The 20,167-nt window shown below is 62.4% G+C and carries 17 protein-coding genes; 6 read left to right on the forward strand and 11 right to left on the reverse strand.

Features of this window, described 5'->3' with window-relative positions; translation table 11 throughout:
- Positions 1-6 precede the first annotated feature (6 nt).
- The 6 genes from M2360_RS07925 to M2360_RS07950 form a co-directional block, all read right to left on the reverse strand.
- Positions 7-957: an ABC transporter permease gene (locus M2360_RS07925; protein ID WP_280774216.1), complete on the reverse strand. Its 951-nt coding sequence runs from the start codon at positions 955-957 to the stop codon at positions 7-9.
- Positions 954-1,985: an ABC transporter permease gene (locus M2360_RS07930; protein ID WP_280774217.1), complete on the reverse strand. Its 1,032-nt coding sequence runs from the start codon at positions 1,983-1,985 to the stop codon at positions 954-956. The genes M2360_RS07925 and M2360_RS07930 overlap by 4 nt, the downstream gene beginning before the upstream one ends.
- Before the next feature lie 53 nt (positions 1,986-2,038).
- Positions 2,039-3,586, reverse strand: a complete 1,548-nt coding sequence (locus tag M2360_RS07935; RefSeq protein WP_280774218.1) for an ABC transporter ATP-binding protein — start codon at positions 3,584-3,586, stop codon at positions 2,039-2,041.
- Positions 3,587-3,653: 67 nt separating this feature from the next.
- Entirely contained in the window at positions 3,654-4,700 is a 1,047-nt protein-coding gene (locus tag M2360_RS07940) for a BMP family ABC transporter substrate-binding protein (RefSeq protein ID WP_280774220.1), read from the reverse strand.
- Between the two features lie 21 nt (positions 4,701-4,721).
- Positions 4,722-5,675 carry a nucleoside hydrolase gene (locus M2360_RS07945; RefSeq protein WP_280774221.1) on the reverse strand — a complete coding sequence of 318 codons (954 nt, stop codon included), beginning with the start codon at positions 5,673-5,675 and terminating at the stop codon, positions 4,722-4,724.
- The gene (locus M2360_RS07950; RefSeq protein ID WP_280774224.1) at positions 5,672-7,015 is read right to left on the reverse strand and encodes an amidohydrolase; all 1,344 of its coding nucleotides are present in this window, start codon (positions 7,013-7,015) and stop codon (positions 5,672-5,674) included. Before M2360_RS07950 ends, M2360_RS07945 begins: the two co-directional genes overlap by 4 nt.
- Before the next feature lie 250 nt (positions 7,016-7,265).
- Between M2360_RS07950 and M2360_RS07955 the strand changes: the two genes are divergently transcribed.
- Positions 7,266-9,134 (forward strand): adenine deaminase C-terminal domain-containing protein, encoded by a 1,869-nt coding sequence (locus tag M2360_RS07955; RefSeq protein ID WP_280774226.1) that lies wholly within the window; start codon positions 7,266-7,268, stop codon positions 9,132-9,134.
- A 24-nt stretch (positions 9,135-9,158) separates the two neighbouring features.
- Positions 9,159-10,178 carry a LacI family DNA-binding transcriptional regulator gene (locus M2360_RS07960; RefSeq protein ID WP_280774227.1) on the forward strand — a complete coding sequence of 340 codons (1,020 nt, stop codon included), beginning with the start codon at positions 9,159-9,161 and terminating at the stop codon, positions 10,176-10,178.
- On the opposite strand, the gene M2360_RS07965 is transcribed toward M2360_RS07960, so the two are convergent.
- Positions 10,164-10,910, reverse strand: coding sequence for a glutamine amidotransferase (locus M2360_RS07965; RefSeq protein WP_280774229.1), 747 nt, complete (start codon positions 10,908-10,910; stop codon positions 10,164-10,166). The genes M2360_RS07960 and M2360_RS07965 overlap by 15 nt on opposite strands.
- Positions 10,911-10,930: 20 nt before the next feature.
- The gene (locus tag M2360_RS07970) at positions 10,931-12,793 is read right to left on the reverse strand and encodes an adenine deaminase C-terminal domain-containing protein (RefSeq protein ID WP_280774231.1); all 1,863 of its coding nucleotides are present in this window, start codon (positions 12,791-12,793) and stop codon (positions 10,931-10,933) included.
- A 189-nt stretch (positions 12,794-12,982) separates the two neighbouring features.
- Between M2360_RS07970 and M2360_RS07975 the strand changes: the two genes are divergently transcribed.
- The gene (locus M2360_RS07975; RefSeq protein ID WP_280774233.1) at positions 12,983-14,719 is read left to right on the forward strand and encodes an alpha/beta hydrolase; all 1,737 of its coding nucleotides are present in this window, start codon (positions 12,983-12,985) and stop codon (positions 14,717-14,719) included.
- Between the two features lie 15 nt (positions 14,720-14,734).
- On the opposite strand, the gene M2360_RS07980 is transcribed toward M2360_RS07975, so the two are convergent.
- Entirely contained in the window at positions 14,735-15,658 is a 924-nt protein-coding gene (locus tag M2360_RS07980) for an SMP-30/gluconolactonase/LRE family protein (RefSeq protein WP_280774234.1), read from the reverse strand.
- Between the two features lie 176 nt (positions 15,659-15,834).
- On the opposite strand from M2360_RS07980, the gene M2360_RS07985 reads away from it, so the two are divergent.
- Together M2360_RS07985 and M2360_RS07990 are read left to right on the forward strand one after the other, a co-directional pair.
- Complete coding sequence (locus tag M2360_RS07985; RefSeq protein ID WP_280774236.1) at positions 15,835-16,830, forward strand: LacI family DNA-binding transcriptional regulator; 996 nt, start codon at positions 15,835-15,837, stop codon at positions 16,828-16,830.
- Positions 16,831-16,843: 13 nt separating this feature from the next.
- Positions 16,844-17,263, forward strand: a complete 420-nt coding sequence (locus M2360_RS07990; protein WP_280774237.1) for a heme-binding protein — start codon at positions 16,844-16,846, stop codon at positions 17,261-17,263.
- A 1-nt stretch (position 17,264) separates the two neighbouring features.
- On the opposite strand, the gene M2360_RS07995 is transcribed toward M2360_RS07990, so the two are convergent.
- Together M2360_RS07995 and M2360_RS08000 are read right to left on the reverse strand one after the other, a co-directional pair.
- Positions 17,265-18,299, reverse strand: a complete 1,035-nt coding sequence (locus M2360_RS07995; protein WP_280774239.1) for an L-idonate 5-dehydrogenase — start codon at positions 18,297-18,299, stop codon at positions 17,265-17,267.
- 11 nt (positions 18,300-18,310) lie between these two features.
- Positions 18,311-19,252: a 2-hydroxyacid dehydrogenase gene (locus M2360_RS08000; protein ID WP_280774241.1), complete on the reverse strand. Its 942-nt coding sequence runs from the start codon at positions 19,250-19,252 to the stop codon at positions 18,311-18,313.
- 152 nt (positions 19,253-19,404) lie between these two features.
- Here M2360_RS08000 and M2360_RS08005 point away from each other — a divergent pair, with 152 nt between their 5' ends.
- Positions 19,405-20,166 carry an SDR family oxidoreductase gene (locus M2360_RS08005; RefSeq protein WP_280774242.1) on the forward strand — a complete coding sequence of 254 codons (762 nt, stop codon included), beginning with the start codon at positions 19,405-19,407 and terminating at the stop codon, positions 20,164-20,166.
- Position 20,167 lies beyond the last annotated feature (1 nt).

Here is a 20,167-nt window from a genome sequence, read left to right on the forward strand (position 1 = left end):
GTTCCCTCATGCCGATTTGGCTTCTGCCTGGCGCCGTGCGCGCATGGCGCGGTAGCTGAACAGAAACAGCGCGAAAACCGTGACGAGAAAGGGAATGGAGACCACCAGTTCGGCCGGAATCCAGGCGAAGATTCCCGGCATGACAATCGACAGCGCCTCGAATACTCCGAACAGCAGCGCGGCGAGCATGGCGCCGACCGGATGGCGCGCGCCGAGCAGCACCGCCCCCAGCGCGATGAAGCCGCGGCCTGCGGTCATGTCGCGGGTGAAGCCGATATAGTTGAACATCGCGAGCTGCGCTCCGCCGAGACCGGCAAATGCGCCTGACGCCACAAGCGCCCAGACCCTGACCTTGTCGACCGCGATGCCAGCGGCTTGCGGCGAGGCGGGGTATTCGCCGACCGCCCGCAGCCAGAGCCCTTGCGGCATGTGATAGAGGAAGAACCAGAGCACCGCCACGGACAGCACGGCGAGCCAGCTCAGCAGCGAATGACCCGAAAGCATGCCGGATAACACCCCGCCGATCACCGGGATGGCCGAAAGGAAGGACAGATCGAGCGCCGGAATGGCCTTGGACGCCAGATTGATCGAGGTGCCCTTGTCGCCGCCGGTGGCGATGGAGAGCGCAAAGACGGTGCCGCCGGCGGCCAGTATGTTGATTGCGAAACCGGCGAGGATGATGTCCGCTTTGAGTTTCAGATGAAAGAAGGCGATGACGCCGCCAAACAGCGAGCCGATCAACACCGCCGCGCCGACCGCGACATACCAGGGCGCGTAGACGGAGACGACCACGGCCGTCAACGCCGCGATCAGCATCATGCCTTCGAGCGCGACATTGAGAGCGCCCGAGAGGTCGGAGATCAGGCCGCCGAGAGTTGCAAACAGCAAGGGCGTCGAGGCCCTGACGACCGTGACGAAAAAGGCGTAGGAAAACATGGCCGCGAGCAGATCGATCATGCCTTTGCCTCGCTCGCATCGGACGCTGGCCGGCCGATCAGCCGCGACACCAGCTTCTTGCCGTTGAGGGTGAAGGAGGAGGCGACGAGCAGGATGATGATCGCCTGCACCACCGAAATCACTTCGGTGGGAACATCGGTGCGGATGCCCATGATCAAAGCGCCCTGCCTGAGATAACCATAGAAGATCGCCACGACGGGCACGGCGAGCGGTCTGGCTTTCGCGACGATGGCGATGAGGATGCCCTCAAAAGCGAGATTGCCCTCAAACAGCACCGTGAGCTTTCCATAGGCCTGACCCTGCACGAACATCGCCCCGAGCAGGCCGCCAAGCGCTCCGGACGCCGTCATGGCCGACACCATGATGAAGGTCGCCTTGATGCCGGCATATTCGGCAAAACGGGCGTTGTGGCCGACCAACCGCAATTTGAGCCCCCATGTGGTGCGGTAAAGCGCAAACCAGGCCGCCGCCACCGCCAATAGCGCCAGAACCAGGCCAAGATCGATCCGGGTCCGCGCCAAGAGCGCGGGAAATACCGAACTGTCGGGGAAATCGGCTGTCGCCAGCAGGCCGGGACCCGCAACCAGCGGGCCGCGTGCAAGATAGGTCACCAGATTGATCGCGATGTAATTCAGCATCAAGGACGACACGATCTCGTTGGCGCCCAGCCGCGCTTTGGCGTAGCCGGGGATGAAGCCATACATCGCTCCGCCGATCATGGCGGCGATGACGGCCAGCGGCAGTCCGACCCAGGTCGCGCCGGCCGGCGACAAGGCCACGAGCGCGGCAAACAGGCCGCCGATATAGACCTGGCCCTGCACGCCCATGGCGAATTGCCGGGCCTGGAACACGAGGCTGAAGGCGAGACCGGTCACTGTGAGCTTGGCGATTTCGTCCACCCAAAGGCCGATGGTTCGCTTCGAGGTCAGCGGCCCGCTCAGAAAGGTCCCGAAAGTCTCGACGGGCGTGTCGGATGTCGCGACAACGATGAGGAAGGCGATGATGAGCGCTATCGATAGCGCAGTCACGGCGCGGAGCGTCTCCCGCCATATGTTGCCTGAGAGTGTGTTGTTTCCAGCGCTCATAGCGAGCCCGCCCTGATTTCCGCCGCGCTCTGGCGGTCCAGTCCCAACATATAGCTCCCCAGCGCCGTGGATGTGACGTCTTCGCCATTCTCAAGGGCGGCGACGATTTCCCCGTGGTAGAAGACCAGAAAGCGGTCGGACAGCGCCATCAATTCCGAAAGATCCGCCGAACTCAGCAACACGCCGGCTCCCTTGTCGCGCGCTTCCGTAATGGTTTTCCAAATGAACTGCGTCGCGCCGAGGTCGACGCCGCGCGTCGGCTGCGACACGAGCAGCACTTTCGGCTGCTCCATCAGCTCGCGCGCCACCACCACTTTCTGCATGTTGCCGCCAGAAAGCGTTCCGGCTGCAGCTTGGGAGCCAGTGGCGCGAATGGCGAATTTCTCGATCAGATCCACGGCGTTCTTTTCGATCGCCGTGAGATCGAGAAGGCCGTAGCGGGCGAAGGCCGTATCGTCGAGACGGGTGGCGGCCATGTTCTCGGCGAGCGTCGCGCCGACCGCCAGGCCCTCGGCGATGCGATCCTGCGGGATATGGGCAAGCCCCGCCGCTCGCCGCTGCCGGACCGGGGCGCCGAGAATATCTTCCCCGTCGAGCAACGCCGCGCCGGCTTGCGCCGGACGGAGACCGGCGACGGCCTCCATGAGTTCTTGCTGTCCATTGCCTTCGATCCCGACAAGCCCGACGATTTCGCCGGCGCGGAGCCGGAAATCAATGTTCCTGCAAGCGGGTTTGCCGTTTTCCTTGGCGACCGAGAGACCGGCGACTTCCAGCGCGACCTTGTCTTTCGCGGTAGCGGCGCGGTCAACCTTGAGCGCCACGTCTCGACCGACCAGCAGTGTGGCGAGTTCTTTCTCGGTGATATCGCGGGTCTTGACCTGTGCGACCGTGCGGCCGCCGCGCATCACGGTGATGCGGTCCGAAATATCCAGCACTTCCGGCAGTTTGTGGGCGATGAAAATGACAGTGCGGCCCTGGGCCACAAGCGAGCGGACAGCGGCGAACAGTTCCTCCACTTCCTGTGGTGCAAGGACGGCGGTTGGCTCATCCAGGATCAGAATGCGGGCGTCGCGATAGAGCGCCTTCAGGATTTCGACACGCTGCTGCTGACCGACCGGGATCGAGCCGACCGGGGGAAGGGGATCTACAGTCAGACGGAATTTCTCCGAAAGCGCCTGGACTTCGGCGATCGCCTGCTTGCGGTCGAAGCGCAGGCCGCGTTTCGGCTCGGATCCCATCACCACGTTTTCATAGACGGAGAAGGACGGCACCAGCGAGAAATGCTGGAACACCATGCCGACGCCCGCGGCTATGGCCGCATTCGGATTGGGGAACGCCACCGGCTTGCCGTCGAGCATGAGCACGCCTTTGTCCGGTTGTTCGATGCCGAACAGGATTTTCATCAGCGTCGATTTGCCCGCGCCGTTCTCGCCGACCACGGCATGCACCTCGCCCGGCATCACGGTCAGTTCGACATCCTGATTTGCGACGGCCCCGCCGGGATAAGTTTTCCAGATACCGCGCGCTTCGAGCAAGGCTTCCATATGTCTGCAGTCCCCCGAATGATCGGTCGAGCCGGCGCCCACGATCAGGGCACCGGCTCAATCCGCATCACTTCATCGTCGTTTCGACCGTGATTTCGCCCGATGCGATCTTCTTTTCGAGCGCATCGACTTCGCTGCGCACGTCGGCGGGCACGATCTTTTCATAATAGGCGTTCTTGGAAATCGCTACCGCGCCTTCCTTGAGGCCGAGAAGCTCCATCGTGCCATAGGGCGCTTTGCCCGCGATCGTCTCCTCAAGCGCGAGATAGAGCGACTGGCCGACCTTCTTCTCAACCGAGGTGAAGATCACGTCGGCCTGCGCCGGATCGGTGGCGGCGAAGATCTCCGCCTGGTCGCTGTCGACGCCGACGCCGAGCTTCTTGGCGTCGCGAACGGCTTGCAACGCGCCGATGCCGGTCGCTCCTGCGATTGGGAAGATCACATCCGCACCCTGGCCGAGTTGGGCGAGCGCCAGTTCCTTGCCTTTGGCCGGGTCGGAGAAGGTGTTGGCGACGGCGCGCAGCACCTTGATGTCGGGTTTTGCCGCCTTGGCGCCCTGTTCAAAACCGACGGCGAAATCGGTCACCGTCTTGAATTCCATGCCGAGGATCTCGCCCAGCGTGCCGGTGGTGGACACTTTGGCGGCCGCGTAGCCCGCGAGATAGCCAGCGGTTGAGGTCAGATACTGGATGCCCAGGACATTCGCGCAGCAGCCGGTGGAGAAATCAGGGGAATCGTCGAAGACGATGAATTTCTTTTCCGGGTAATCCTTGGCCATTTCGGCGATGAAGCCGGTCATCTCGAACGTGCCGGCGATCAGGACGTCATAATCGGAATCGGCGGCGTCGGCGAGCGCGGGCTGCCAGCGGTCCTTCTGATAGCCCACTTCGATGATCTTCACCGTCACGGGCAGTTTTTCCTCGGCGAGTTTCATCCCGGCTGCGGCAGAATCGAAGAAGCTCTTGTCGCCGAGCGAGCCATGCAGGACGAGCGCGACCTTGAGCGGATTGTCCTTGGTGTAATCCTCGGCGAAAACGGGCGCGGTCAGCGCGCCGGAGAAAGCGGCGAATGCGATCGCCGCCGCGGTCGTGTTGAGAAATGTCAGGCGTGTCATATGGTTCTCCTTCTGGGGTTCTTATTTGTGGTCGTCGGGCGCTATCGATCGAGCGTAAAGGGCCTCAAGCCTGGCGGCGTCGACGGTTTCGACGATCCTGACCGTGGTTTTGCGGGTTCGTCCGGCGGGATCGACGATCGTCATTCCGCGCGCCGGACCCTGGGCAAGCTCGATTTCGACTGCGGCCTGCCAGCTCGTCATGATCGCCTCCGGTTCGACGACAACCGCCGCCGCGAGGGGATCGACGAAGAACATCCGGTCGCCACGTCCGCGGCGGATGGCGTTGGCGCGCAAATGTCTCGCCAAAGCCAGCGACAGCCGCGCCGCCTTCGCCTCGGTCTCGATGGAATAAAGCGCATCGACCGTCTCACCCGTCAGCGAATGGGCAAGACAGCTTTCCCAGGGAACGAGCGTGATCGTCATGCCGGCGGAAAACACGATCTCGGCCGCTTCCGGATCGGCGTAAATGTTGAACTCGGCCGCAGGCGTGATATTGCCGCGGCCCTCGCGGGTGCCGCCCATGATCGTCAACCGTCCGATGCCGTCGGCAATCGTCGGATCCAGCCGCAGCGCCAGAGCCAGATTGGTGAGCGGCCCGATCATCAGGAGATCGATGAGGTCACCGGTTTTCGCCGCATCTTTCAGGCTGCGGCGTAAGAAATCGACGGCGTGTTCGCATTCCGCCCTTGCCTGTATTGTCGGTCGCGGAGCGCCGCCAAGCCCGTCTTCGCCATGCACATCGGCGGCATTCACCGCCCTGCCGATCAGCGGGCCTATGGCGCCCTTGTAGACCGGAGGTTCAAGCGTGAGCGTCGCGAGCACGGCCAGAATGTTGTCGGTCGCTGTATCGAGATCGACATTGCCGAACACGGTGGTGACGGCGAAGGGTGGACGCCCGGCGCCGGCGAGCATCATCAGCGCCTGCGCGTCATCGACGCCGCCGTCGGTGTCGAGGATCAGCCTGCGCGCGCTCATGCGGCGGCTCGGCGCGCGTCAACGCGGTTCCAGAAGGCGCGGTAGCCTCTGCGATAATCGGCGCGGATCTCAGCATAGGCCCGGCGGGTAAGCCTGCGGTCGCTCAGGAGGCGTTCGCCGCCGATCCAGACGTCGCGCACGTCGCGGCCGCTGCCGGAATAGACGAGCAGGGCGGCGATGTCTGGGCAATCCGAATAGCCGGGAGCATCAAGGTCGATGGCGATGATATCGGCGGCCTTGCCGGGTTCGAGAGAGCCGATTTCGTCTTCGAGTCCCAGCGCGCGGGCGCCCTCGATCGTCGCCATGCGGATCAGATCGCGGCTGGAAATCACTTGCGCCACGCCTTCGCGATGGCCGGCAAGCAGGCCGGCCACGCGCATCTCTGCAATCATGTCATAGGAATTGTTGGCGGCGACATTGTCGGTTCCGATCGCCACCACGACGCCCGCCTCGCGCAACGCCCGCACCGGACAAATGCCCTTGCGGCCGGAACGCAACGACGCGCTGGCGCAATGGGCGACCGAGGCCTGAGGCGCGCGCGCGAAAATGGCGATATCGTCGTCGGAAAGATCGAGGCAATGGGCGGCGTGGACGCGGGCTTGGAAGAAACCATCGCGTTCAAGCGCGGCGGTCGCGGTCAATCCATAACGCGCCATGGTTTCTTCATTGTCCTCCGGGCCGGCGGCCATATGCAGATGCAGGCCGACGCCATAACGCGTCGCGACGGCCGTTTCTTCTCTCAGCAGATCTTCGGAATTGTCGACATAGGGGGCATGCGGCCCGAGCCAGGGGATCACCCTGCCTCCCGCAGTCCTCTGACGTTCGAGAAAGGCGATCGCCTTGGCCATTTCCTCGCGGCCCTTTTGCTCGTCGCCGAGTTGGACCACGCCATAGGCGACGACGGCGCGCATGCCGCTCCGCCCGATCGCATCGGCGATGTCTTCGGCGAAAAAATACTGCTCGCAAAAGGTCGTCGTGCCGGAAAGCAGCATTTCGGCGCAGGACAAGTCTACGGCCGGTCCAACATCCTCAGGCAGCATCGCGAGTTCGGGTTCGCGAATGGCGTTGCGCCAGCCCTCCATGGTCAAGAGACTTTGCCCCTCCGCGCGACCGCGAAACAGGACCATCGCCGCATGGGTATGCGCGTTGACGAAACCGGGCATGACGAGCTTGCCGTTAAAATCCAGGGCTTCGTCGAATTCAGCCGACGCGGGCCTGCTGGACGCCGTTCCGACGCCGCTGATGCGGCCATCGACAAAGCTGATCCAGCCATCGTCGAGAACTCTGTCCTCGGAATCCACGGTTAGGAGCGTTGCGCCGAAAATGAGTGTAGAAGCCATTATTTCATGCCAGTAAAGCGATTTACAACATCATTGCGCTCGTACTAGACTATAGGACAGTCGCAACTGTCAACTGGCCGCCTCGTGGGTTTGCATATTAATTCCGCTTCTTTTTGAATGGATTAAAATTTGTGCATGCAAAGATACGGCGGACTCCATCCACGTTGTGGAACGACAGGCGGCGGCGCGCCAGCGCAGCTCCGCGACGGCGAAGCGACATTACGGAACACAGACGCGCGACGAGGGCGAAATGGAGACGGAAGGCCCGGATGATCTGTTCATCAATGGCGAAGACGAGATCAAGATACGCCAACGCCTGACGCTGGTCGCGCTGGGAAAACATCGAGCCGACCGGGTGCTGCGCGTGGGCCGGCTGCTGGATGTGCATGGCCGTGAATGGCTCGATGATCAGGAAATCGTCGTCAGCGGTCGACGGATCGCTTATGTCGGTCCCGCCGGGACCTGGTCGGGCGAAGCAGCAGATCATATCCACGAACCAGAACTCTTCGCCGTTCCAGGCTTTGGCGAGGTTCACAAACATATTGAAAGCTCGCATCTGACGCCGGAATACGAGGCGGCGATGGTGCTGCCCTTCGGCAATACCTGGACCTGCGAGGCGAGCCATGAGTTTTCCAATGTTGACGGGTCGAACAATCTCGAATTCTGGATGACCGCGCGCCGGCATGGCTCGCCGCTCAAGATTTTTCCGTTGCCGGGTTCCGCGACGCCGCCGACGGCCTATGAATGGGGCGGCGGTCATTATGGCCATGCCGAGCAGACCCAATTCATGCGGTCCTCGCTGATGGTGGCGGGGCTGGACGAGGTTATGGACTGGCCGTCGGTCTGGGATCCCGGCAATCCGTCGCATCAGCGGATCTGGGGCATGATCCGAGCGACGTTCGAGCAACGCGGCGTTGTCGAGGGGCATGCGGCCGGCATGCGAGATCCGGCCGAGATCAGCGCCTTCGCCGCCGCCGGCATGGCGTCGGATCACGAGGCCTGGACGACCGAGGAAGTGCTCGACAAGCTCCGCCGCGGCCTGTTCATCGAGTTGCGGCCGCATTCGCTCCCGGAGGTGGTGCGGGATCTGATCGGGGGCGGACAGTCGGATTGGTCGCAATTCGCCTTCTGCACCGATGACCGATCCTGCTCCGATACTCTCCGGCTCGGGGCCACCGACTACAATGTCCGGCTTGCGATCGAAAACGGTCTGGCGCCGGAGATCGCCATTCAATGCGTCACGATCAATCCGGCGCGGCACATGCGGTTGACGCCCTGGGTCGGTTCGCTTGCGCCAGGGCGTTACGCCGACATCGTCCTGCTCGACGACGTGCGAAGCCTGTCGATCCGCAAGGTCTGGGCGGATGGCCGGCTGGTTGCGGAAGGCGGGACCTATCTCGGCAAAACGCCGACGATCGCCTGGCCGGAATGGGCGACCCGCACTGTTCATATCAACAGGCGCATGACGGAGGCGGATTTCGCCATCCGGGCGGTTCCGGGCCGGAAGACCATGACGTCAGCCTTGTTGAGACCCTTTCACTGGCATGACGATTTTCTCACCATGGATCTGCCAGTGGAAAAAGGCGAGGTCCAGCGGGACGCCGCCCGCAACGTCACCAAATTCGCGATTGTCGACCGGTTTTCCGGCGAGGGGCGGACCGCCAGCATGTTCTGGCTTGGAACCGGTCCGTCGACGCCCGATTGCGCCCTCGCCTGTTCCATGGGCCATGACAAGCACAATATCTGGGTCGTCGGATCGTCAGATTCGGCGATGGCGAAGGCAGTCAATGCGCTGATCGACATGCAGGGCGGTTGGGCGCTTGTGGACCGCGGACGACTTGCGGCCACGGTCCGCTATGAGGTGGGAGGCCTGATGACCCAGCGTTCGCCGGAAGCCTTGCATGCTGAGATGCAGGCGTTGTACGCGGCGGCGGACAAGATCGACTGGATGTATGAGCCGACATTTTCGCCGCGATGGGGCCCTGGTTTTCCGGAGCGGCTTGCCTTCGCCACGCTCACCTGCTCGCCCTGGCGATGGGTGTTGGTCGCGCCGGGGCCGCTCGCGCCCGAGGGCTTCGTCAATGTCCGGACCGGGGAGACGCATCCGATCGTCTGGTGATGCCCTGCGGGAGGGGGAGGAGATATGGTGAAACCACCATCATTGCAGGATGTCGCGACAGCCGCGGGCCTGTCGCCGGCCACCGTGTCGCGCTATCTGAACGGTTCGCTGTCGCTGCCGCCCGACACCGCGGCGCGCATCGACGCGGCGATCGAGGCTCTGAAATACCAGCCCAATCCCTATGCCCGCAGCTTGAGCCGCGGGCGGTCCGATACGATCGGGCTGTTGGTCCCGGAAATCGACAATCCGTTTTTTGCTCGGCTGGCCGCCGCCGTCGAGCGCGAGGCCGATGCGGCGGGATTGGCGCTGATGCTCTATTCGAGCCTCAACCGCAAGGACCGCGAATTGCACTACCTTGAGCGGTTGCGGCGCAATTTCGTGGACGGATTGATCTTCGCCACCAATCATGTCGATGACGGCGATCTGGCTGCCGCCATCGCCCAGTCGAGCAATGTGGTGGTCGTCGACGAAGACGTCGCTGGCGTCGCCGCGCCGAAAGTGTTTTCCGACAATGTCGCCGGCGGTCGTCTTGCCGCCGAACATATGATCGCCCTCGGGCATCGGCGGCTCGCCTTTATCGGCGGGCCGGAGGGATTGATGAGTTCGCAGGAACGGTTCTCGGGTTTCCGGGACGAGGCGAAGCGGGCAGGAGCGGGCGTCGAGGCGGCGTTTTTCGGCCCCTATACCCTTGACCATGGTCGCGAGGCGCTGTGCAGGCTGCTCAAGGAGCACCCCGAGGTCACCGGCGCTTTCATCGCGAGCGACGAACTCCTGTTCGGCGCTCTCGAAACCATGCGCAACAGGTCCGTCTCCGTAGGCAGGGACCTCGGCCTCGTGACTTTTGATGATGCGGGACCGCTGGCCTTTTTCGATCCGCCGATCACCGCCATCCGCCAGGATGTCGGTGGATTGGCGCGCGAGGCCGTGCGGGCCTTGCGCGAAAGGCTTGGCGGCACACCGGACAATCCGGTTTGTCGCCTGCCGGTCGAACTGGTGGTGCGAAAATCGGTCCATGCGCTGAACGCGGCGTCATCGACCGGCTAGCCATTGAGCGAGACCGCTCCAGAACGCGGCGTAATGGGTCCATCCGGTGAAGTCCGGCGAACCCCAATGCGGCGAGCAATCCGAGGCGAAGGCCGCCGTCCGGCCATCACCGTGATGTCCCAGCGTGAGGAACGGGTCAGCGCCGACAGATAGCAGCACTTCGGCGTCCTGCTTGGCGACCAGGCGCTGATAGCCGAGGAAATGCGGCCAAGTCCCGGTCAGGCCGTCAACGACCGGATGCGAAGCACCGACAGTCGGATGCACGCCTTCAGGGCATTCGACCCGGTCGTCATGGCCCAGCATGCGCACCGGCAACACATCGGCCAGCACAGTGTTGTGGTAGCAGGCATTGCCGCCGAAGCCGGAAAAGCTCATGAAGCCGCCGACCATCAGCAGGCCGCCGCCGGCGGCCACGTAATCGGCCATGACCTTGAGCGGGTTCGGGCGGCGCTGCGACCTGAGAAGCGTGTCTGGATGCAGCAGAAACGTGTCGGCGCCGATATCTGAGAGGATCACGACATCATAGGCGGACAGGCCCTCGACAGTGACCGGAAACCGTTCGGGGACCAGGTGATTGGGCATGTAGTCGACCTGGTGGCCTTCGCGCTCCAGCGCCGAGATCAGCGGTTTGCCGCCTTCCTCATAAGCGCCGGTCGTATAAAGCGAGAAGCCCTTGAGATGCAGGCCGAGCGAGGTCCAGGATTCCCCCGCGAGCAGGATTTTGAGCGCCATGATATTTTCCTCCCGATTGATCACCAAACGATGGGATGTTTCTGTCCCGTCTGGACATTGACGAAACCGTCCGGCGCATTTTCATGCGGCGCCACCAGCACCCAACGCCAGGGCGCGCAGGTCAGGGTCGCGAAAATCAGATGTTCCGGAAAGCCCGGCTTCCAGTTCTTGTTCACCGACGGCTCGTACATCCAGTCAAGCGCGTCGGCGACGGCGAGAAAGCGCTGCATGTCCGCGTCCAGCGCTTCGGCCGGCCGCGCCGTCATCAATCCGCCGATCTCGAAGACGACTTCGGCGACGATCTCGCCTTTCCGGGCGAGAACCCAGCCGCCGCCATTGTCGGACAGGCGGTTGACGGCTAGCGCCATCGCCGCATCCGAGGAGCCGATGGTCCAAACATTATGGGAATCATGCGCGACCGAACAGGCAAGCGCGGTGTCTGGATCGCCAGGGCCGCAGCCGATCCAGAACATCGACGCCAGGGCCGCCTTGCCGGAATAGCGATCAATGACCGAGAATTTGGAGATCTTGCGCGCGGGATCGCGCTGAACGGCGCCATCATCCGCCGGCAGTTCCATGGTCAGGAACTCCTGATTCCAGTGGAAGGGACGCAACACCGCGGCGTTCATCGTCTTGCGCCCGGGCGGTGCGACGATCTTGAAATCGTCTTCGGTCAGCGCCCGGCCGATATTGATCGTATCTCGCGCCCAATCTGGCCAATCGATGGCAAGCGGCGGCCCACAATAGGCGCCTTTGTCTCCCACCAATTGGCCATCGGAAAACACTTTGGCGATGCCCACGCGCTCCACATCGTCGAGCAACACGATGTCGGCATAGCGACCCGGCGTGATCGAGCCGACCCAGGCGTCGATCCGCATGTGCCGGGCGGGATGCAGCGTCGCGCATTGATAGGCGATCTCGGGCTGAACGCCATGCTCGATGGCGTGGCGGATATTGTAGTCGCTCGCGCCGAGGCGCAGCGTGTCGGAGGCGCTGCGGTCATCGGTGGTGAAGGCGATGTTGGACCAGTCGGCAAGGCCCGCCTGCAGCAGGCCCGGCAGCACTTCCGGATAGTTGAACGGGCGGATCTCGATAAAGACGCCGCGATTGAGTTTCGCCCAGGCTTCCTCGATGGTCCAGACTTCATGATCCGACATCAGCCCGGCGGCGGCATAGGCGCTGGCGTCATGCGGCTCCATCAGGCCGGAGCCATGTCCTTCGACCACGCCGCGATTTTCGATCGTGGCGCGGATCATCCCCCAGAGCCGGTCATAAGAGGGATTTTCCGGATTCCAGACGGCGGGCCAGTCCATGACCTCGTCGAGACTGACAACCGAAAGATCGTTCTTCAGGAACAAGCTTTGCTCGTCATAGCCATAATATCCGCCGGATGTCTCCCAGCCGCTCGGCGGAACCGCCGAGCCCGGCTGGATGAAAATCTTGTGCGTGCATCCAGCCCGGCGGGCGCGCTGCCAGAATTCCGTGTTGCGGCCGCCATTGACATTGGCGAATTCATGGCTCGCTTCGCAAGTCCAGGTGTTGCCCCGCGGCAGGACCATCGCCGCCTCGTATTCCGGCGTCAGATGCGAGCTTTCTATATGTTTGTGCACCTCGCCGAAACCGGGAACGGCGGCGAGATCCGGAAAATGCAGCCGTTCCGTCACCTCGCCGCGATAGGTGCCGGCAGGACCGACATAGGCGATGCGACGACCTTTGACGACGATTTCCTGATCCGCCGCCCAGAGTCGCGAATGTACGTTGAGCAGGCGGCCAATCCGGATCACTCTGTCAGCCGGCCGCTTTCCGAGCGCTGTCAGCGTCAGGTCTTGACGGATGGCGATATCGTCGGAGGCGTTGAGAATGAGGTCGATTGGAAGGCCCATGGATGCGTCTCCAGTGTTGCTGCACCGCAGAATATGCAAGAAACACAGCTTGTAAAGCGCTTTATCGATGGATTTTTCGCTTAGGAGCTTGCTGTGGCCGCAAAGTCGGCGCTTGATCCGCCCTTGACACGTCTTGTGGTCATGGCATGTAGAACAACTGATTTATCAATTTGGCTTGAGCCCTTTCAGATGCCGACGGACACGCATGATCTGATCGCGGCGATTTACGCCGCCACCTTGTCGCCGAGCGACTTCCACAGGGTATTCGACAATCTGGATTCGCTGCTATTCCTGGGGGAAGACAGTGCACTTGATAGGAAAACCGTACTGAGCGATGTGGCGCTGTCTCATATCGACATGGCGCGCTCCATCCAGGAGCGGATCGGCAATGCGCGGACGCAGCATCAGAAGCTTGCCGCAATTGTGGAGGCGGTTCCAAACCCCTCCTATATCGTTTCCAAGACGGAAGCCGTGGTTGCCGCCAACGCTATGGCTTCAACAAAATACGGGCCAGCTCCAGCGTCACTCAAGAATCTGATCGCCGTCGGCGATGTGCAGAAACATCTTCGCGACTATCTCCGGCGCGATGGAGCGGGCGCGCCCATGGCGATCGCCGGACAGTCTGATCCGTCGCGAAAAGGCCAGACCAGCGTTATCATCAGCCGGATCGATGCCGAGGTCACGGGCGGTATCGAACATATGTATCTGTTGTCGATCATCGACTTCGGCTTTGACGAAGCCGTCACTGAACTTTTCCGGGCGGCCTATGGCCTCACCCATGCGGAATGCCAGGTGGCGGTGCTGGTGGCGAGCGGCTTGCGTCTCACCGATATCGCGGTCGAGCGTGATGTGGCGCTGGATACAGTGCGCAGCCAGATCAAGACGATCAAAAACAAGACCTCGACGCGCGACCTTCCTGCGCTCGTCAGACTGTTATGCGGCTTTTCCGCCAGTGTGGCGGCGCAGAACGGGCGGCAAGGCGGCGATATCAGAGCCAACCCCGCCGCGCCCATGAAAATCCGGCGACAGATTTCCCTGAAGAGCGGCCGCCAACTCGATTTTGTCGAACAAGGCGCCGCGGACGGAAAGCCTGTTCTGATGTTTCACAATCTGCCTTATGGCGTGGAACTGCCAACGGCGGCAATCAAGCAGGCGCATGCCGAGGGGTTGCGCTTCATCGCGCCGTTTCGCCCGGGCATGGGCGCGACCGATTATCTCCAGCACGCCAATATGGAGGAGCTTCTTGATAAAGCGGCTGATGATTGCGAAGAGCTCCTGCGCCATCGCGGGGTTTCGTCGGTGGTCGCCGTCAGCCATGCTGCCGGGTCGCCGTTCGCCCTGCGCTTTGCCTCACGCTATCCCGAACGCGTCAGCCGTTTGATCGGCGTTTCACAGGCGCCGGGCTGGCGTCCGGAGTTCATCCATGATCTGCCGCAAAGGCAGCGCTTCGTGGTGCGGCTCGCCAAGCACTTTCCGCAGGTTCTCCCCGTCGTGGCCTGGTCGATGATCGCCTGCCTGGACAGTCCCTACGCAACCGAATTCGTGCGACATGGCTGTCGGGATGGCCGCGCCGACAGTCGCGCGGTTGAAGATCAGGAAATTGTCGATTTGATTGCCCAGGGTTCGGTCGACGCCCTCAAGCGCGGCGTTGCCGGCTTCTGTCAGGAATGTCTGATCATACAGCGCAACGCAGTCGAAGAAGCCAGGCGTTCGCCGCACAAGTTTCATATCCTTCACGGCGACGACGACCGCATCATCCCGCTGGCGCATAGCCGCGCCTTTGTCGAGAATGTGCCGGGGACGACGATCGAGATCATCAAGGATGCGGGCCAATTGCTGTTTTTCAGCCATTGGCGACATGTCTTCGACGCGATCACCAAAAAGCGGCGGCACATGCGTGAGCCTGAAGCAATCCAATACGCGTAAAGGTCGGCCTGATTTTCAGGGCAGCGACGCGCCGTTTGCCGTCAGATAGACCGCGTAGAGCGACGTCGTCCCGCAAATGAACAGCCGGTTGCGCTTTTCGCCGCCGAAGGCGACATTGGAGACGAATTCGGGAATGCGGATCTTGCCGATCAAGGTTCCATCCGGATCGTAGCAGTGGACGCCATCGGCTGCGCTCGTCCAGATCCGCCCCGACCGATCCACTCGGAAGCCGTCGAACAGGCCAGCGGTGCAGACCGCGAAGACGCCCTTGTCCACCAGCATATTGTCTTCGGTGACCTGGAACTTGCGGATATGACGCGGGCCATCTTCGAGATGTGAAGCGCCTGTGTCGGCGATATAGAGAATGCGTTCGTCGGGAGAAAAGGCCAGGCCGTTCGGCTTTTCGAAATCGGTTGCGACCGCCGCGATCGAGCCATCCGGATCGACACGATAGACATGGCAGCCATCCTGTTCCTGCTCGGCGTAGTCGCCTTCATAGTCATGCAGGATGCCGTAGGAAGGATCGGTGAACCAGATGGAGCCCTCCGATTTGACCACGACGTCGTTGGGAGAATTCAGGCTTTTGCCGCCAGAGCGATCGGCGATCACCTCGATTCGACCGTTAAAGCCCGTGCGGGTGACGCGGCGTGTCAGATGCTCGCAACTCACCAGCCGCCCCTCAGCGTCCACCGTATTGCCGTTGGAATTGTTCGACGGCGTCCTGAACTCGGAGACTTGGCCCGAGGCCTCGTCATAGCGCAGCATGCGGTTGTTCGGAATGTCGGAAAACACCAGATAGCGCCCGGCCGGGAACCATGCTGGCCCTTCGAGCCAGCGTCCCCCCGTCCAGAGCCGCTCGATGCGGGCGTGACCGACGAAGCAGGCGCTAAATCTCGGATCCAGAATTTCAAAACCCGCGCCTTCGATCTCCCCAAACATGGCTTGCCTCCTCCGCATGCAAAATCTATGTTATCGATAATCGGATTGGCGCAGAGATCAAGATCTTTCTCCCCGCCGTTCAACGCCAAACACATCGCGAGAGGCCCGCACGCGTGAAAAAATCTCCGCCGCCCGCGAAGCTGCAACGCCAGCAGGTCGCTCCTGGAAAGGCCACCATGGCCGATGTCGCGCGCCATGCCGGCGTCTCCGCCATGACCGTCTCGCGGGCATTGCGCAACGATCCCAGAGTGTCCCGGGAGTTGCGCGAGCGGATCGACGCCGCCGTCAACGCATTGGGATATGTGCTCGACCAATCGGCGGGCAGCCTGTCCTCAGGCCGCACCGGTTTCATCGCCGCCTTGGTGCCCTCGATCAACAACTCCAACTTCTCCGACACCGCGCGCGGCCTCACCGACGCGCTCGAAAAAAGCGGCCTTCAACTCCTTCTCGGCTACACCGAATATTCGATGGAAAAAGAGGAAACGCTGATTGAATCCATGCTGCGGCGACGTCCGGAGGGCATCGTGCTGACCGGTGGCGCTCATACGCCGCGCGCCCGCAAGATGCTCGAAAATGCAGGGATTCCAGTGGTCGAGACCTGGGAGCTGCCGACAGATCCGATCGATCAGGTGGTCGGTTTTTCCAACAGCGAGGCGATGGCCACGCTGGTCCGGACGCTGGCCTCTCAGCGCGGCTATAAAAAATTCGCCTATATCGGCGGTACGACCGAGCGGGATACGCGCGGCAACCAGCGCAAGGAAGGCTTTCTCAAGGCGCTGGCCGAGATGGGCCTGCCGCAGGGACGTGTGATTTCCTTCGGCATCCCGCCGATCTCGACGGAGCAGGGCAGTCAGGCGATCGCCTCGGTGCTGGAGCGCTGGCCCGACACCGACGTTGTGCTCTGCGTCTCTGACCTCTCCGCTTTCGGAGCGCTGATGGAATGTCAGCGGCGCGGCATGAAGGTGCCCGGCGACATCGCCATTGCCGGTTTCGGTGACTACGAGATTTCCGCTTCCTGTTTTCCGCGCATCACCACCGTCGATGTCGACTGTTACGGTATCGGTCGTCTGGCGGCTGAGCGGGTGTTGCGCTCTCTGCAGTCAGGGGCGGATGGCGCGGCCGATGAACTGATCCTGACGCCTTATCGCGTCGTGTTGCGCGAAAGCGCCTGAGAAGGAAAGATCCATGAATCCTGTTCGCCAGACCCTGTCGCTGTCGCATGCCGGCGCCATGGCCGCGCTCGCCGCCGCCGTCGCAAAGGCCGAGGAGATAGGCATTCCCCAGAACATCGTCATCGTCGATACAAGCGGCGTTTTTCTGGCCGGTATTCGCATGGATGGCGCGAAATATCTGTCGATCGACACGGCAACCGGCAAGGCGCGGTTCTCGGCCTCTCACAATGCTCCGTCCGGCCATCAGGCTTTTGAGACCAGCGTGACCTTTGGTCTGGCGACCAAGGGCGGCACAGCCAATCTGCCGGGCGGATTGCCGATCCGTTTCGACGGCGTGCTGGTCGGCGGCATCGGCGTGGGGTCGGGCACGGGCGACCAGGATCTCGACGTGGCCCGCGCCGCGCTCACGGCAATCGGCGCGGACCAGATTTAGATCAGAAGGCGATCTGCACCTTCATCGAGCGGGACCGATCGCTTGCGAGCTCAAAGGCTTGCTGGGCTTCGTCGAGCGGCAGGACACCCGTTAGCAGCGGCTTGAGATCGACGCGCTTCTTATTGATGAGATCGACCGCGAGGCCGAACTCTTCATGGAAGCGGAACGCGCCGCGAATCTCGATTTCCTTGGACACGACCATGTTCTGCGGCAGCGAGATATCGCCGCCGAGACCCAGTTGCACCAGAACGCCGCGTGGCGCCAACGCTTCCAGCCCCGCGCGCACGGCGCGTTCATTGCCCGAGGCTTCGAACATCACGTCGAATGTGCCCTTGTCGACGCCATCATAGGCGGCGAGATCCTCGGGCCGTTCGGCGACATTGATCGTGCGATCGGCGCCGATTTTCGCCGCCAGCGCGAGCACGCCGTCGGCGACATCGGTTGCGACGATTTCACGGGCGCCATGCGCGCGCGCCGCGATGATCGCCAGAGAACCGATCGGGCCGCAGCCGGTCACCAGAACACGTTTCCCCAGAAGGCTGCCGGCGCGATTGACGGCGTGCAGGCAGACGGCGAAAGGCTCGGCCATCGCCGCTTCATGGATCGATACGCCCTCTTCGATTCGGTGGCACTGCCAGGCTTCGGCAATCAACTGCTGGCGGAACGCGCCCTGGATATGCGGAAACGGCATGGCCGAGCCGTAAAAGCGCATGTTGAGGCACTGGTTCTGCTGGCCCTTGAGGCAATATCGGCAGCTGTTGCAGGGCCGGCTCGGCGAAACCGCGACGCGGTCGCCGACCGCGAGGCCGGAGACGCCGGCGCCGAGGCTCGCGACGCGCCCCGCCACCTCATGGCCGAGAATCATCGGCTCGCGCAGGCGCACCGCGCCAAAACCGCCATGATTGAAGTAATGCAAATCGGAGCCGCAGATGCCGCCGGCCTCAAGCGTGATCTCGACCTGACCGGCGCCTGCCGTTTCAAGCGGACGATCCTCGACGCGCAGATCGCGGGCGGCGTGAATGACGATGGCTTTCATGTCGTCGCTCCTCAAACCACCGGTGTGATCAACGGCTTGCCGGCGAAATGCGCGGCGAGATTGTCGCGCACGAGCTGGCCCATCGCCTTGCGGGTTTCCACAGTGCCGGAGGCGTGATGCGGCTGAAGCAATGCATTCGGCAGCGCCAGAAAGCGCGGATCGATGCGGGGCTCATTGTGGAAGACATCCAACGCTGCGCCCCTGATCACCTTGTTTTCCAAGGCCTCGAGCAGCGCGGGCTCGTCGACTGTGGTGCCGCGCGAGACATTGATGAGATAGCTGTCCGGGCCGAGCGCTGCGAGAACATCGGCGTTGATAATGCCAAAGGTCGAAGGGCCGCCGGCGATCGTTACGATCAGGAAATCCGACCAGGCCGCAAGCGCCTTGAGATCAGGCTCGAAATCCCAGGGCAGGTCGTCGCGCGCCTGGGTGTCGAAATAGCGGATTTCGCAATCGAAACCGGCGGCGCGCTTGGCGGTGGCGGCGCCGACGCGGCCCATGCCTGCAATGCCGACTTTCTTGCCGAAGAAGCGGGTCACCAGACCCATATTGGCTTTGGCCCATTGCCCCGACAGCACATAGTCATGCCCTTCGCGGATTTGCCGGGCGATAGCCAGGCTGAGCCCGATGGCGATATCGGCCACATCGCCGGTCAGCACGTCGGGCGTATTGGTCACGCGAATCCCGCGGCTCTTGGCGTAAGCGAGATCGATGGCGTCGGTGCCGACGCCGTAGCAGGACACGATTTCGAGATTCGGCAGCTTCGACATCAGCTCCGCCGAAGCGCCGAGTTCGCCGCGTGTGGCGATGGCCCGCACCGAGCTTGCGGCTGAGGCGATCAGCGCATCGCGATCGTCGGCTTCCCAGACTTTGAACAGCGTATAGCGCTGTTCGAGATCTTCCATATCCCACTGGGGATAGGCTCCCATCATGAGAATATTTTGCGTGTTCATGGCGTCCTCCCGTTTTTCTGTGTGCGCCGTCTTGCGCATGTTAGCGATATCATATAACTCGTATCGCCATGTCAAGGCCGCCTCGCAAGGGATGGTCAAGCGGAACGGGATGAGGGAAAAATCCGGTTCGGCGACAGGTGAGGAGGAGTTTCATGTCCGATTTGTTCAATCTTGGCGGCGCGCTTGCCGTCGTCACCGGCTCTAGCCAGGGCATCGGCCTGGCTTTGGCGGAAGGGCTTGCTGCGCATGGCGCGCGCGTCGTCATCAATGGCCGCGGCGCCGAGAAGGTTGACCGCGCGGTCGCCTCGCTTGGGGATAAGGGCTATGAGGCGCATGGCCGGGTTTTCGATGTGACGAGCCCAAGCGTGGCCTCCGCTATCGATGCGATCGAGGCCGAAATCGGTCCGATCGACATTCTCATCAACAATGCCGGCATGCAGTTTCGCGCGCCGCTTGAGGATTTTCCCGCCGACAAATGGGATGAGCTGCTGAGAACAAATATCTCCAGCGTCTTCTACACCGGCCAGGCGGTGGCCCGGCATATGATCACGCGCGGTCGTGGCAAGATCATCAATATCGGTTCGGTGCAGAGCGAGCTCGCCCGCCCGTCAATCGCGCCCTACACCGCGACCAAGGGCGCGGTGAAGAACCTGACGCGCGGCATGTGCGCCGATTGGGCAAAGCACGGCCTGCAGATCAACGGCATCGGTCCCGGCTATTTCAAGACGCCGCTGAATCAGGCGCTGGTGGATAATCCTGAATTTTCCGGCTGGCTTGAAAAGCGCACCCCTGCCGGCCGTTGGGGCGATGTCGAGGAGCTGATCGGCGCCGCCGTGTTTCTCGCAAGCCCCGCATCCTCATTCGTCAACGGACACATGCTCTATGTCGATGGCGGCATCACCACCTGCCTCTGAA

The sequence above is a fragment of the Rhizobium sp. SG_E_25_P2 genome (assembly GCF_029892285.1).
Taxonomy (GTDB): Bacteria; Pseudomonadota; Alphaproteobacteria; order Rhizobiales; family Rhizobiaceae; genus Rhizobium_E.